This is a genomic window from Polynucleobacter duraquae, assembly GCF_000973625.1.
GTDB lineage: Bacteria > Pseudomonadota > Gammaproteobacteria > Burkholderiales > Burkholderiaceae > Polynucleobacter > Polynucleobacter duraquae.
Genome location: NZ_CP007501.1, coordinates 690,954 through 705,540 on the forward strand (window position 1 = coordinate 690,954; position 14,587 = coordinate 705,540).

The window sequence follows — 14,587 nt, forward strand, 5'->3', positions numbered from 1 at the left end:
GCCCCTTTTATCAGGGGCTTTGTTGTTTTCAGTCTCTTAAAATATATCTTTAGTGATTGCCCTTTAGAATCAATCATGGCTAGTTCAAAATCCCAAACCCCGCCAACCGACTCCAAAGCAGAATTGCCTGTCCTGATCATTGGAGCGGGTTTAGCAGGCCTGACTGTAGCTCTGCATATGGCAGAGACGCAACCAGTCATTGTGATGGCCAAGCGCGGTCTGGGTGAGGCTGCAACCGCCTGGGCTCAAGGCGGCATCGTTGGAGTGGTTGATAAAGTACATGACAGTGTTGATTCTCATGTTGCCGATACTTTAGATGCTGGCGCAGGACTCGTAGTGGAGTCCACTGCTCGATACATCGCTGAAGAAAGTGCTGAAGCGATTCGTTGGCTTGTTGAGCAGGGCGTTCCGTTTACCGCCGATGAGACTGGCCCTATGGGCTTGCATCTGACTCGTGAAGGTGGTCACAGTCAGCGTCGTATCGCACACGTTGCGGACGCTACTGGTAAGGCCATTCATGAGGTGTTGTTAGATAAAGCGCGAGCTCATAAAAATATTCAATTACTAGAGCACTGGATTGCTTTAGATCTGATTACCAATCGTCACTTAGATGCGAAGACACAACGCACTAAGCCGAATCGCTGTTATGGGGTATATGCCCTTGATATTAACAATAATCGTGTCGAAACGATTGAAGCTAAGTCAGTTGTATTAGCTACCGGTGGTGTTGGCAAGGTATATAAATACACCAGTAACCCCGATACCGCCACAGGAGATGGTATTGCCATGGCTTGGCGTGCAGGCTGCCGCGTCGGTAATATGGAATTTATTCAGTTCCACCCAACGTGTCTGTATCACCCCAGTGATAGAACTTTTTTAATTACTGAGGCGATGCGTGGTGAAGGTGGTCTACTCAAGCTACCCAATGGCACTCGCTTTATGCCCGAGCATGACGAGCGTCATGAGCTAGCGCCACGTGATATTGTGGCTAGAGCAATCGACTTTGAAATGAAAAAGCATGGTCTCGATTACGTGCATCTCGATGCCACTCATTTAGGTGCAGCTTTTATTCAAGAGCATTTCCCAATGATCTATGCGCGCTGCATGAGTTTGGGACTAGATATTACTAAAGAGTCAATACCTGTAGTACCAGCAGCGCACTATACCTGCGGTGGTGTTGTTACTGATCTTAAAGGGCGCACTGATTTGCCTGGTCTATATGCGGTAGGCGAAGCTACTTATACAGGCTTGCATGGCGCCAATCGTTTGGCAAGCAATTCATTATTGGAGTGCATCGTTATTGGTAAATCTGCTGCTGCAGATATCTCCGCTATGAAAACACCAGCAATGCCCAATTTACCTTTATGGGACGAGAGTCAGGTTGAGGATGCAGATGAACAAGTGGTGATTGCTCATAACTGGGATGAGTTACGCTCATTGATGTGGAATTACGTCGGTATTGTGAGAACCAATCGAAGACTAGAGCGTGCATTACACCGCATCAAACTCCTCAGATATGAAGTGCAAGAGTATTACGCAAACTTTAAAGTGACGCGAGATCTAATTGAGCTGCGTAACTTACTTGAGTGTGCTGAGTTGATTGTGAGATCAGCGCTCATGCGCCGAGAGAGTAGGGGGCTACATTACAGCCGCGACTACCCAGGCACTTGGGCAGTTTCTTATCCAACAATCTTAACCCCGCAGGCTGAGGGTAATTCTGAAGGCTCTGAAACCTAGAAATTACTAGCTATGTAGATATTCTCAACGAGAAATCCACCGCCTTAATATCTTTAGTCAGCTTACCAAGGGAGATGCGATCAACACCTGTAGCAGCAATGGCACGCATCTGATCTAAGTCGATACCACCAGAGGCCTCCAATAAGGCGCGACCATTGGTAAAGGTAACCGCTTCTTTCATTTGCTCGGTAGTAAAGTTATCAATCAAGATGCTTTGTGCCCCAGCATCCAATGCCTCTTTCAATTCAGTAAAGTTTTCCACTTCAATCTGAATGTCCACCCCAGAATTTAAAGCCTGTGCAGCTTTTACTGCAGCAGCAACGCCTCCTGCTGCAGCAATATGATTTTCTTTAATTAAGATGCCATGCCAAAGTGCAAGACGTTGATTTTGACCACCGCCAACACGTACTGCATACTTCTGTGCCTGACGTAAGCCCGGAATGGTTTTGCGTGTATCGAGGACAGCGCAACCCTTTGGATTTGGGCTGACGCCTGCGATGGCATCAACGTATTGACGAGCAATACTAGCCGTCCACGATAGTGTTTGTAAGAAGTTAATACAGGGACGCTCAGCAGAGAGTAGGGCTCGAGAGTTTGCTTCAATATCGCAAACTTTGGTATCGGGCTTCATCAAGTCGCCCTCTAGGTAGTACCACGTCACCTTTGCTGCAGGATCTAATTTCTTGAGAGTACCCTCAAACCAATCTACCCCACACAGAACAGCTTCTTGACGAACGATCAGTTGTGCATGCACGGGTTTGCTGGGAACTAGTTGCGCTGTCCAATCGCACTTGCCAATATCCTCCATCAGCGCATCAGCGATATTACGTTGGCGTGCCTGCTCTAAGGTTTCGTTGTAATCAAACATAGGTATGCAGTCAAAAATTTGAATTAAGCGACGCCAATATTTTTCACAAAGCCATGTTGAGCCTTGGCCAGAAGATCGGGATGATTTTGTGTGAAATCTAACATTCGCTCGATGCAGCCCAATGCTTTGATTCGAACATCTTCTTTGATAAAAATTTCACCAGAGGCGTTCTCAAGGCAATTCAGAATACCTTGCAAGCCATTCATGGCCATCCAAGGGCAATGAGCGCAACTCTTGCAGGTGGCACTATCACCAGCAGTAGGGGCCTCGATCAACACTTTATTTGGGGCCAATTGGCGCATACGATGCAAGATACCATTATCAGTGGCCACGATATATTCAGTAGCAGAGCCTTCAACGACGGCTTTAATCATGGCAGATGTGGAACCAACGACATCTGCTAAATCTACAACTGCTTGTGGAGACTCGGGGTGAACTAGAACCATGGCGTTAGGATGTGCTGCCATTAACATTTCTAATTCAACCGCTTTAAATTCATCATGAACAATGCACGCACCATTCCATAACAACATATCTGCGCCAGTCTGCTCTTGAATATAGCGACCTAAGTGACGATCAGGTGCCCACAAGATTTTTTTACCCTCAACTTTGATTTGATGAATAATGGCTAAAGCGCAAGAGCTAGTTACCATCCAATCGGCTTGTGCTTTTACGGCAGCACTTGTATTGGCATAGACAACCACTGTGCGATCCGGATGCAGGGCTCTAAATGCAGCAAAGTCAGCAGCATCACAGCCCAAGTCTAGAGAGCAACTTGCTTCTAGGTCTGGCATGAAGACGCGCTTTTCTGGGCTCAAAATTTTGGCAGATTCACCCATAAAGCGCACGCCAGCAACAATCAAATTCTTGGCAGAGTGATTCTTACCAAAGCGGGCCATCTCTAGAGAGTCGGCTACGTAACCACTAGTCTCCATCGCTAAATCCTGAATATCTCCATCTACATAGTAGTGGGCCACCAAGGCAGCATCTTTCTCAATTAGTAGTTGCTTAATGCGAGCAATAACAGCCGCCTTCTCAGTGCCATGAAGTTGGGGAGGTGTTTTGGCCCAAGCTTGAGCGGTGCAGGTACCTCCGGCAGCATTCTGCTGAGGGTAATCGTAGGCTATAGGAGTGCTAACAATTGAAGTCATGAGTAATTTTATCTCTATTACGCTAGCTGGTGACAGCCGACCTCAATTACTTAAAACGGTAACTTTGCTTCCGGCTTTACAGCCAACAGCACCGCCTTAAACTCCGCCTGTATACGCTGGATAGCCTCTTTACTATCAGCCTCGAAGCGCATCACCACAACTGGTGTTGTATTAGAGGGTCGGGCCAGACCAAAGCCATCGGCGTATTCCACTCGCACGCCATCAATCGTATTGATTGATTCTGAGCTTGGGAACTTCGCATTGGCTTTAATGGTTTCAAGCAGTGCGAATGGCTCACCTTCAGCGCAAGCGAGTTGCAATTCTGGTGTGCAGATGGCATTAGGTAAGTTATTGAGGGTATCGCTAGGATTTTTTTCTTTACTGAGAATCTCTAGTAAGCGAGCGCCGGTATAAAGTCCATCATCAAATCCAAACCAACGATCCTTAAAGAAGATGTGACCGCTCATCTCACCAGCTAGTGGAGCACCTGTTTCTTTGAGCTTAGCTTTTACCAAAGAGTGGCCAGTTTTCCACATGATCGGCTCGCCACCATGCTCCTTAACGTAAGAGGCTAAATTGCGAGTGCACTTCACATCGTAAATAATTTGACCGCCAGGATTGCGAGAGAGAACATCTTTAGCAAAGAGCATCATTTGACGATCAGGAAAAATCACCTGACCATCTTTAGTGACCACACCCAAACGATCGGCATCACCATCGAAGGCGAGACCCAGTTCATTATCGGTAGTCTGGAGGTTCTTGATGAGATCTTGTAGATTCTCAATATGGGCTGGATCTGGATGGTGATTGGGAAAATGCCCATCAACTTCGCAGAACAACTCTTGAACTTCGCAACCTAAAGCTCTGAAAAGCTTGCCAGCAAAAGCGCCACCAACACCATTGCCACAATCCACCGCAATCTTTATGGGGCGAGCCAGCTTCACATCGCCGACGATATAGTTGAGATACATCGGGAAAATATCAAAGCTACTTCGATTCCCTTGACCGGTGATAAATTTCTTAGCTTCAATGCGTTTACGTAAGTCCTGAATCTTTTCACCATAAATCGCCGCAGTACCCAAGACCATTTTGAAGCCGTTATAATTCGGGGGATTATGGCTTCCGGTAATCATGATCCCGGATTTCGGTGTTTTGCCATTGATGGTGTGATTAGCAGCAAAGTACACCATTGGAGTAGCCACCATACCTAAATCGATCACATTAATACCGGTGGAGAGTAGGCCTTCTGTTAACGCTTCAATCAAACTAGGGCCAGATAGGCGGCCATCGCGACCAATGACGATATCTGTCTCACCAAGCTCACGCATTTCAGTGCCAAAGGCTTGACCAATAAGTTTGGCGATAGAAGGATCTAAAGTCTCATCAATAATGCCGCGGATGTCATAGGCTTTAAAAATAGATGGAGACAATTGCATTGCAGATCTTTCAATAAAGATACCCAGCACTTGCTTGGGCGATAACTAGTTATTTGAATTTAATAAATTAATACGAGCGGCAGTCACGGCATCAATATCTGCACTAGCGGTAATATCCTTCTGATGACTTGCGAGTGCCTTCTCAATCGGCTTTGCTAATACTTTGCCGTACTCCACACCTGGCTGGTCAAAGCTATTGATATTCCACAAGGCACCTAATGTTGCAGTGCGATTTTCATACAAAGCAAGTAAGGCGCCAAGATAAAACGCATTGAGCTTGGGCAGCAATAAGAGGTTGCTAGGACGCTTACCTGGATAAATATCATTTGGATTTGCAGCAGTCTTGCCATTGGCTAGTGCTTGCGCCTGCGCCAAGCAATTGGATAGCAGAATGCGATGGTGCGCAACAGCCTCAGGTCGATCACTCATCGGTTCAAGCACGGCAATGAAATCAATCGGAATGATTTCGGTACCTTGGTGAAAGAGTTGAAAATAAGAGTGCTGCGCATTACTGCCTGCACTACCAAAGACTACTGGAGAAGAATGCTTCACTGGCTTGCCATCTCGATCTACGCTCTTACCATTGCTTTCCATATCGAGCTGTTGCAACCACTTCGGAAACCAATCTAAAGCATCCGCATAGGGGATGGCGGCATAAGCCTTAATGTCATGCTTCTCTTGCTGGTGCAGCAAAGCGAGTGCCATGATGACTGGTAGATTTTCTTCAAGGGGCGCATTCTTAAAATGCAAGTCCATGGCTTCGGCACCAGCTAAAAACTGTTTGAATGTTTCAAAGTCATATTGCAGGGCAATCGGCATACCTACAGCCGACCATACTGAGTAGCGACCACCAACCCAATCCCAGAAGGGAAATATATTATTTTCGTTTACGCCAAAGTCTTTGGCGGCAGTGAGGTTAGCAGTGACTGCATACAAAGAATCAGTAACTTGGCTGGCAGAACAACCGCTGTCTTTAAGCCAGGCAACAACGGCTTTAGCATTCATGGAAGTTTCAAGTGTCGTGAATGACTTTGAGACCACGATCACGCGAGTACTGTGAGCTTGGGCACGTGCCAAGATGCGCGCCAACTCAGCAGTATCAATATTGGCCAAGAAATGCATTCGCATGCCACGGCTTTCAATACCAGGAACATGGGCTAAAGCTTCAATCGCTAAGCGAGGACCAAAGTCTGATCCACCAATACCAATATGAATGACATCAGTAACGCCAATCCATTTATTGCAGAGCGCATCAATCCGATGCCAAACCTCAGAAACGGCGGGCATTACATCTTTACCATCGATCATGACTGGCGTTTTACTTAAGTTACGGAGCGCAGAGTGAAGGGCGGGGCGATCTTCACTATTGTTAATGTGCTTGCCCGCAAACATATCTGCAATAAATTGCTCTAGATGACCTTGGCGAGCAGAAGCAAAGAGCTTTTTCCAGTTAACTGCATCAATTCCTTGATAGGCGGTATCGAGCACCATATTAAGGGCAGAGTGGGTACTTTGGTTAGCTAATTGGACTTGCTCAGACATGACTGGATTTTATCAATAAGGACATCAAAATCCCCCTAAAACGCTGAAAATGTTACGATTTGATCAATATAAGTGCTTTAGCTTAGCTAAAAGTCATTACAAAATTGAGGCATATCTGAAATCAGGTCAGGAATAGCGGATGGAGCAGGTTGATTGCGTAGTAGTAGGCGCTGGAGTAGTTGGTTTAGCAGTTGCTCGCGAGATGGCTTTGCAAGGCCGAGAAACGATTTTACTCGAGCGTGAAGCTTCTTTTGGAACCATTAGTAGTGCGCGCAATAGTGAAGTGATTCATGCAGGTATTTATTACCCAATGGATTCCCTAAAGGCTAAGCTTTGTGTAAAAGGTAATCGCCTCTTGTATGAATACTGCCGTAGTCATCAAGTGAACACTCAAGCCTACGGTAAGTTAATCGTAGCTGCAGATGCAAGTCAGCTAGATGATCTACAAGCTATTTTGTATAAAGCCCAAAATAACCAAGTGCCTGATATCAAGATGATTTCAGGGGCTCAAGCTAAAGCCTTAGAGCCGGAACTGAAGTGTGAGGCTGCAGTGCTCTCAAGTTCGACGGGTGTAGTCGATAGTCATGGATTGATGCTGTCATTACTTGGTGGGTTTGAAGATGCAGGCGGTATGGTCGCCTATCAATCTCCCTTGCTCAGCGCAAAGCCGATTGGTAATGCTGCTGATGGTGGTTTTGAGCTCACGATTGGTGGCGTTGATGGCATGACTATTCAGACCAAGTTGCTAATTAATTGCGCTGGACTTAGCGCCCCAGCGCTTGCCCAAAAAATTGAAGGACTCTCGAAAGACCGAATACCCAAAGCCTACTTTGCAAAAGGCAATTACTTTTCCTTATCTGGTAAATCCCCATTCAGTCATTTGATTTATCCCATCCCTGAGCCAGGCGGTCTAGGTGTTCATCTGACCCTCGACATGGGAGGTCAGGCGAAGTTTGGTCCAGACGTGGAATGGCTAGACATTAATGAGGAAAGCCAGATTAATTACACAGTTGATCAAGGGCGGGGAGATAGCTTTTATGCGGCCGTCAGAAAATATTGGCCAGACCTAAAAGATGGCTCTTTACAAGCGGATTACTCAGGCGTCAGAGCCAAAATCGTCCCGCCAAACGCCCCAGCTGGAGACTTTTACTTTGAAGGACCCCAACAGCATCAACTGAACGGCTTATTTAACCTCTATGGCTTTGAGTCCCCAGGGCTCACCTCTTGTTTGGCCATTGCCCAGCATTTAGAGGCGCAAATCAAAAGTTCTCTATAATCTAGGACTTAAATCGCAAAGGAAGAGTGGCAGAGCGGTTGAATGCACCAGTCTTGAAAACTGGCGAGGATGAAAGTCCTCCGTGAGTTCGAATCTCACCTCTTCCGCCAATGATGTTTATAGATAAAGTCCACTTATTGGGCTTTTTTTATTTCAGAGTTGGCAGGTTAATCGCAGTTGGTCTCGAAAATCCCCTTCAAGAACTGTCCTTTAAAAGGACAAATCAATTAGACATCCCTGCGTTGGTCGATGTCGTTTAAAACGACATTGTCAATGATCTTTAGTAATATCTGGATTATGGAGTCAGCTAATCAAATCTTTTTTATTGCTTTTTCATTAATTGGCCTGGGCCTATTTTTAAGTGCCCTTCATCAATATCGTGCTAATAGGGTAGATGGATTTAGCATCTACTGGCCCTTAAGCGTGGGACTTTTCTCCCTATCTTCTTTTAGTTTTGGAATTGCCTTATGGACACATAAGTTTTTTCTGACAATAGCAAACACCTCATTTATTGTGTCAGTTTTTCTTCTTATATTTTTATATCGATCATGGAATCAGCGCTCATTTACTAAGATTCAAGTTTCGCTTTTGTGGCTCATTCCAATCATTATTTTCTTTCTATATGACTACCTGAGAGTGCTGCCAGACAGCTTTAAGCATCGTGTGGCATTAATAACAATTACTCAAGAGCTATTTTTAGTATGGCAAATATGGGAGCTGAGGAGGTATTACAAGGAAGATCGAACGATAGTGGTGAGGTGGCTGATTTTTTTATCAGCCTTTACCCTGCTTGGAGAAGTCTGTAGAACCCTTTGGGTATTGTTTGGAAGCACCCAAACCAATTTCTTTCTTTACGCTCAAGATGCTCTAGCTTTAACTCTTTTGTGGATTGGTTATGGCAGCACGATATTAGTCTATGTTGCCCTTGGAAGTTTTTATTTAGAAAAACAGATTAGAAAAGATAATCAGATTGCCAATGCTCTAAAGAGCACTAAAGAAGAAAATGAAAAAATAACCGAGCTTTTAAAAGAAAAAGAGCGACTCATCTACGGCCTAATGAAGGCCAATAAGACTGCGGCTACAGGGGCTCTATCGGCTTCGATTGCTCACGAGCTCAATCAGCCTCTTGGTGCATCTAATCTCAATATTCAGTTTCTGAAAATGAAGTTAGAAAAAGGAGTGCTCAACCCAGAGTTGGGTAAAGAAATATTGAATTCGCTGGAGCAAGATAACAAGAGGGCGGCAACGATCGTTAGATCGCTTAGATCAATATTTACAGAAGGTGAATCTAATTCTCAAGAAGTTCAATTGGGCAACTTGATTTCAAGCGTTCTAGATATTGTGAAGCCAGAACTCAAGAGTAAGAATATCCAAATTCAACTTCGAGTTGATGAGGGCCTAATGGTTCAGGTAAATTCTTCTGAAATCGAACAAGTCATATTAAATTTGCTCAATAACGCGATTCAAGCCTTGGCGAATTCAGGAACACTCCAGCGCCGCATTGCTATAGAGGCCATAAAGGCTGACAAGTTCGTTCAATTAAGCATTTCTGATAATGGCGAAGGCGTTCCTGCTCAATTTAAACCCCAACTATTTGAATTGCTCAGTACCACCAAGCAAACCGGCATGGGTCTTGGGTTATGGCTTTGTAAACATATCGTCACCAGGTATGGAGGCTCGATTCAATATGAGGATGGAGTCGGAGGTGGGGCTAGATTTGTCATTAAGCTGCCACAAGCACATTAATAAGAGCCAATTTAGCTCTACAAGCCCTGTCTGGGATAGCTATTACTTATTGAGTGTGCGGCCACCACTTAACTCTTCCGCCAAATAAAAAACCCCAGCAAGTGATTGCTGGGGTTTTGTCTTTCTAGTAACTGGAAAGGCGTTATTGCATTACTTCTTGGCAGTTGGTGCACTTACAACTGCAGCAATCGCTTCTGTGTAAACCACTTTAACCTGGTCGTTTACAGCGATATCTTTCATTAAGTCAGGATTCTGAACTTTAACTTTGAAGATATTTCCTTGAGGACCTTTTAAAGAAACGATGTTTTTAGTCGCATCAATTGCTTCAACATTAGCAGTAGCAGTAATGGTGTTAGTAGTGATCATGCCTGGCTTGTCGCCTTGTGGTGCAGTGGCGGTAGTAGTAGTAACTTGCTCGCCAGTAACGCTTGGGTTTTTCACTTTAACCAATTCAACAGCAACAGCGAGTTCATAAACAACGTCAAAACGATCGCCTACTTTAATCTCAGCAAAGTTCTTTACTTCAGGACCAGCAACGATAGTGGATTCACCATCTTGATTCTTGAGAGTAACGGTACGGGTTGCAGCATCAATGTTGATAACTTCACCGTCATAAATGAGGGCGGTTTCTTGAGCAGTTACAGCAGCAACAGGAGCTTTTGGTTGATTGAGTACGAAGTAGGCGCCGATAGCGATAGCGGCAAGAGCTACAACAATGAGTATTTTTTTCATAACAGTATTAATCCTTAATAAATTGAATCACATTACCAATAGGCGATAGTGGGGTAATTGATAAATGTAGTTGTTTTAACAATTATGGAGATTGTATTACTCAAGTTATTAATCAGAATGAATTTCTGGGCCAAATTTGGCTAAAAAGAGCTTAATTCCCCACTATTTATTGATCTATCGCAATTCCCCATTTTTTAAGGGGTTCATACTTAAATAGTGCGATCTACAGGAATACATATGTTTTGGAGCTTATTTTCGGGAATTGTCCTCATGTGCCTGACTTTTACAGTCAGTGCAGTAACGCCACAAGATTTGCTGAAATCCTATGAAGTTCAATCGGGTAAGGCATCATCGGTTCGCGGAGAGCAGTTCTTCAATGCCAAGCACGGTAAGGAATGGAGCTGTGCATCCTGCCATGACAATCCCCCGAATCACGACACTAAACATATAGTTACTGGGAAGGTAATCAAGCCACTAGCGCCTAGCGCTAATCCCGCCCGTTTTACTGATGAGGCCAGAGCTGAGAAATGGTTTAAACGTAATTGCAATGATGTACTTGGTAAGGACTGCACCGCTCAAGAAAAAGCAGATGTTCTTTCTTGGCTAATGACCGTTAAATGAATTCTATCAAAATGAAAAACACTATATTCATTGTCACTACTTTTTTATTGGCATCTCCATTTACATTCGCAGGAAAAATGACCATGCCTACAGATGCTCCAGCTTCTTATGAAGCTGAGTGCGCAAGTTGTCATATGGCCTATCCGCCAGCACTTTTAAGTCAGCAGAGTTGGAAGAATATGATGTCTAGTCTATCAAAGCACTTCGGTACTGATGCTAGCGTGGATCCTAAGACCCAGACTGAGCTGACTAACTGGTTAGTGAAGAATGCGACCACTAGACAAAAGTACAGTGAGACCGCTCCAGAAAACCGTATTACCAAAACATCTTGGTTTATTCGTAAGCATGATGAGGTGAGGCCTGAGGTTTGGAAGCGAGCAAGTATTAAGAGCCCAGCTAATTGTGGCGCTTGTCATATCGATGCTGCTAATGGCGTCTTTAGCGAGAAAAATATCAAGATACCAGCGAAATGAACCATCGCCTGAATGATGCAGTTGGCGCTACGGGCAGGGTAAGGCAAGCCATTATGGTGTGGGATATACCGGTCAGGGTATTTCATTGGCTGTTAGTCATTTGTTTTGCCGGTGCTTGGCTCAGCTCAGAGAGCGAGCGCTGGGCCCTGATTCACTATGCGTTCGGATATACCGCATGCCTTTTGGTTCTGATCAGATTGGTATGGGGCTTGATTGGCACTCGTTACGCCAGATTTAGCCAATTCCTCAAAAGTCCCAAAGCTGTCATCGGACACTTTATGGCAATGTTACGCGGCCATCCCCATCACGATGTGGGTCACAATCCAGCGGGTGGTTTGGTGATGTTTGTGCTGATGTTACTCATAATGTTAATTGGCTTCACTGGTTATCTATCGGTTAAAGAGTTTTTGGGTGACTTTGCATCGGAAGCTCATGAAGTAGTGGCAAATTTGGTGCTTGGCGTAGTCATCCTCCACATCCTTGCCGCAATTGGCATGAGTTTGATCGAAAGACAGAATCTAGTGAGATCCATGATCAATGGCAAAAAACAGGGTATGCCAGAGCAAGGGATTCGTTATCCGCAATATCTGATTGGCTCCTTGATCTTTTTTGGGGCGATCTACTTCTTTTATCTGATCATGAGCGGTAGCCTGCCTAGCCTCACTCAATAGGTTTGGTTACTAATTGTCTGGTCTGATGCTCGTTCTAAGATAGCAAGAAGCTCTTTTAAGAGTGGGCATTAGCTCTATAGCTAATTGCCTATAGATGTAGCAATCTTTACATTCCTAAGATATCTTTTGTGCCAATACATGTATTACTTCAAGGCTTTCATGAAAACCAAACTCTCCCTGCTTGCCCTATCTATTGCCCTCATTTCCGGTAATCCCGCTATCGCCGCTGGCGGGGGTAGCGTGGTGGCTGATCCTGGCGCGATGCAGGGCAAACACTTTGACTCAAAGGGTAAGGCTCCATCTACATTTACAGTTGAACTACAAAATGGCTTACGTAAAACCTTGCCGTTTGAGGATAAGCGTGATTTTGAAGAGTCTAAGAGGGGATTTATTGCCGCCCCTAAATATAAATCCATCATGGCGGATGCTGGTAATGTTGCTTGGGATATGGGTAGTTATGACTTCCTCTTGCAAGGCAAAGACTTTGATAGCGTTCACCCATCATTACAGCGTCAAGCGATTCTGAATATGGGCTACGGCCTCTATGAAGTGGTCCCGGGAAAGATTTATCAAGTGCGCGGTTTTGACTTATCGAATATCAGCTTTGTTAAAACGAATACCGGCTGGATTGTCTTTGACCCATTGACCTCAAAAGAAACTGCTAGAGCAGCTCTAGAATTGGTTAATGAGAAGTTAGGTAAGCGCCCAGTAGTAGCTGTGGTGTACTCCCATTCTCATGCTGACCATTTTGGTGGTGTGCGCGGCGTAGTGGATGAAGTAGATGTGAAGAGTGGCAAAGTGAAGATTATTGCCCCCGCTGGTTTTATGGATCATGCGGTTGCAGAAAACGTATACGCTGGTAATGCCATGACGCGCCGTTTGTATTTCCAGTATGGCGTTTTATTGCCACGCAGCCCATTTGGGCACGTTGACCAGTCGATTGGTAAAAATACTGCGGCCGGAAATCTGGGTTTAATTGAGCCAACCATTCTCATTAATGAGCCATTTGAAAAAATGACGGTAGATGGCGTGGAGATGGAGTTCCAGAACACACCGGGCACCGAAGCTCCTGCTGAGATGAACACCTATTTCCCGCAGATGAAAGCATTCTGGGCTGCTGAAAACATTACGGGCACCATTCACAATATCTACACCTTGCGCGGTGCATTAGTACGTGATGCTTTGGCATGGTCTAAGAATATTAATAATGCTTTGTACCGTTATGGCAATGAAGCACAAGTCATGTTTGCCTCGCATTCCTGGCCACGCTGGGGAAATGATCGCGTGCAAGAAGTGATGCGCACACAGCGTGATAGCTATGCACACCTGAACAATGAGGTCCTGCATTTGGCGAACAATGGTGTGACGATTAATGAAGTCCATAACGTCTACAAGCAACCAGAGAGTCTGAAGTCTCAATGGGCTGCTCACAGCTACCATGGCTCAGAGGAGCACAATAGCCGCGCCGTCATTAATCGCTACTTGGGCTACTGGGATGCTAATCCTGCCACCTTGATTCCCTTATCACCAAAAGATTCTGCGCCACTCTATGTAGAAATGATGGGTGGCTCAAGCAAGATCATGGCAAAGGGTAAGCAACTCTATAAGCAGGGTAAATACCGCGAAGCGATGGAGATCGTGAATAAGTTAGTTTATGCAGAACCCAACAATACAGCCGGTAAAGATTTGCTAGCAGATATTTTTGAGCAAATTGGCTATCAAAAAGAAAGCCCAAGCGTACGCAATAGTTTCTTAGGCGCTGCCTATGAGTTGCGTCATGGCATGCCTTCCGGAGCATCGCCAAAGACCAATGGTCCTGACATGATTAAGGCAATGACTACAGAGCTTTGGTTAAATGCCTTAGCCATCAGCATGGACAGTAAAAAAGCTGCTGGCATGAAGTTCACTATCAACCTGAGTACGCCAGATAATAGTGAAAAGTTTGTCGTGGAAATGAGTAATTCTGCGCTGAGCAATATCAAGGGTTATCAAGATAAAAATCCAAACTTGACTATCACCGTCAATCGTAGCGACTTGGAAAAAGTCATGGGTGGACAAACTACTTTTGAAAAACTACAAGCTGAAGGCAAGGCCAAGTTTGAGGGTGATCGCAAGGCATTCGAGCAACTGCGAAGCACGCTGACTACATTTACTCCAGATTTTGAGTTGATGCCTGGTACAAAAGCTAAAAAAGCGCCTCCTGCTAAACCAAGCAAAGATCCGTTTGAAGCTCCCCCAATCGCCAACTCAGATGGTGCTTAAGTTGGGTAGTTAAGAAGTCAGTGAGCATTAAAAATGGGCTCTAAGGAGCCCATTTCTTTTTCTTGGAAACAG

Annotated in this window: 12 protein-coding genes and 1 tRNA gene; 8 read left to right on the forward strand and 5 right to left on the reverse strand. The window is 45.0% G+C overall.

From position 1 onward, the window contains the following. Positions 1–75 precede the first annotated feature (75 nt). On the forward strand, positions 76–1,737 hold the full coding sequence (gene nadB, locus CL55_RS03620) for an L-aspartate oxidase (protein WP_046329905.1): 1,662 nt from the start codon (positions 76–78) through the stop codon (positions 1,735–1,737). A gap of 10 nt (positions 1,738–1,747) precedes the next feature. On the opposite strand, the gene nadC is transcribed toward nadB, so the two are convergent. The 4 genes from nadC to pgi are packed head-to-tail and all read right to left on the reverse strand — an operon-like array spanning position 1,748 to position 6,734. Then, the gene (gene nadC / locus CL55_RS03625; RefSeq protein ID WP_046329906.1) at positions 1,748–2,605 is read right to left on the reverse strand and encodes a carboxylating nicotinate-nucleotide diphosphorylase; all 858 of its coding nucleotides are present in this window, start codon (positions 2,603–2,605) and stop codon (positions 1,748–1,750) included. A gap of 23 nt (positions 2,606–2,628) precedes the next feature. After that, a complete protein-coding gene (nadA, locus tag CL55_RS03630) occupies positions 2,629–3,756 on the reverse strand; it encodes a quinolinate synthase NadA (protein WP_046329907.1) in 1,128 nt (375 codons plus the stop codon). Positions 3,757–3,806: 50 nt separating this feature from the next. Further along, complete coding sequence (locus CL55_RS03635; RefSeq protein WP_046329908.1) at positions 3,807–5,192, reverse strand: phosphomannomutase/phosphoglucomutase; 1,386 nt, start codon at positions 5,190–5,192, stop codon at positions 3,807–3,809. A 45-nt stretch (positions 5,193–5,237) separates the two neighbouring features. Beyond that, positions 5,238–6,734 (reverse strand): glucose-6-phosphate isomerase, encoded by a 1,497-nt coding sequence (gene pgi, locus CL55_RS03640; RefSeq protein ID WP_046329909.1) that lies wholly within the window; start codon positions 6,732–6,734, stop codon positions 5,238–5,240. Between the two features lie 139 nt (positions 6,735–6,873). Between pgi and CL55_RS03645 the strand changes: the two genes are divergently transcribed. The 3 genes from CL55_RS03645 (at position 6,874) to CL55_RS03655 (ending at position 9,756) form a co-directional block, all read left to right on the forward strand. Further along, positions 6,874–8,010 (forward strand): NAD(P)/FAD-dependent oxidoreductase, encoded by a 1,137-nt coding sequence (locus CL55_RS03645; RefSeq protein ID WP_046329910.1) that lies wholly within the window; start codon positions 6,874–6,876, stop codon positions 8,008–8,010. Between the two features lie 20 nt (positions 8,011–8,030). Then, a tRNA-Ser gene (locus tag CL55_RS03650) sits at positions 8,031–8,120 on the forward strand. 403 nt (positions 8,121–8,523) lie between these two features. After that, the gene (locus tag CL55_RS03655) at positions 8,524–9,756 is read left to right on the forward strand and encodes a sensor histidine kinase (protein ID WP_205621291.1); all 1,233 of its coding nucleotides are present in this window, start codon (positions 8,524–8,526) and stop codon (positions 9,754–9,756) included. Positions 9,757–9,906: 150 nt separating this feature from the next. Here CL55_RS03655 and CL55_RS03660 read toward each other — a convergent pair whose 3' ends face one another. Then, positions 9,907–10,488: a hypothetical protein gene (locus tag CL55_RS03660; RefSeq protein WP_046329911.1), complete on the reverse strand. Its 582-nt coding sequence runs from the start codon at positions 10,486–10,488 to the stop codon at positions 9,907–9,909. Between the two features lie 237 nt (positions 10,489–10,725). Between CL55_RS03660 and CL55_RS03665 the strand changes: the two genes are divergently transcribed. From CL55_RS03665 to CL55_RS03680, 4 genes are all read left to right on the forward strand, one after another. After that, on the forward strand, positions 10,726–11,109 hold the full coding sequence (locus CL55_RS03665; protein WP_052728745.1) for a DUF1924 domain-containing protein: 384 nt from the start codon (positions 10,726–10,728) through the stop codon (positions 11,107–11,109). Next, positions 11,106–11,582: a diheme cytochrome c gene (locus CL55_RS03670; RefSeq protein ID WP_066024294.1), complete on the forward strand. Its 477-nt coding sequence runs from the start codon at positions 11,106–11,108 to the stop codon at positions 11,580–11,582. The genes CL55_RS03665 and CL55_RS03670 overlap by 4 nt, the downstream gene beginning before the upstream one ends. Next, the gene (locus CL55_RS03675) at positions 11,579–12,253 is read left to right on the forward strand and encodes a cytochrome b/b6 domain-containing protein (RefSeq protein ID WP_046329912.1); all 675 of its coding nucleotides are present in this window, start codon (positions 11,579–11,581) and stop codon (positions 12,251–12,253) included. The genes CL55_RS03670 and CL55_RS03675 overlap by 4 nt, the downstream gene beginning before the upstream one ends. Before the next feature lie 159 nt (positions 12,254–12,412). Next, on the forward strand, positions 12,413–14,515 hold the full coding sequence (locus CL55_RS03680; RefSeq protein WP_046331131.1) for an alkyl/aryl-sulfatase: 2,103 nt from the start codon (positions 12,413–12,415) through the stop codon (positions 14,513–14,515). Positions 14,516–14,587: the final 72 nt, after the last annotated feature.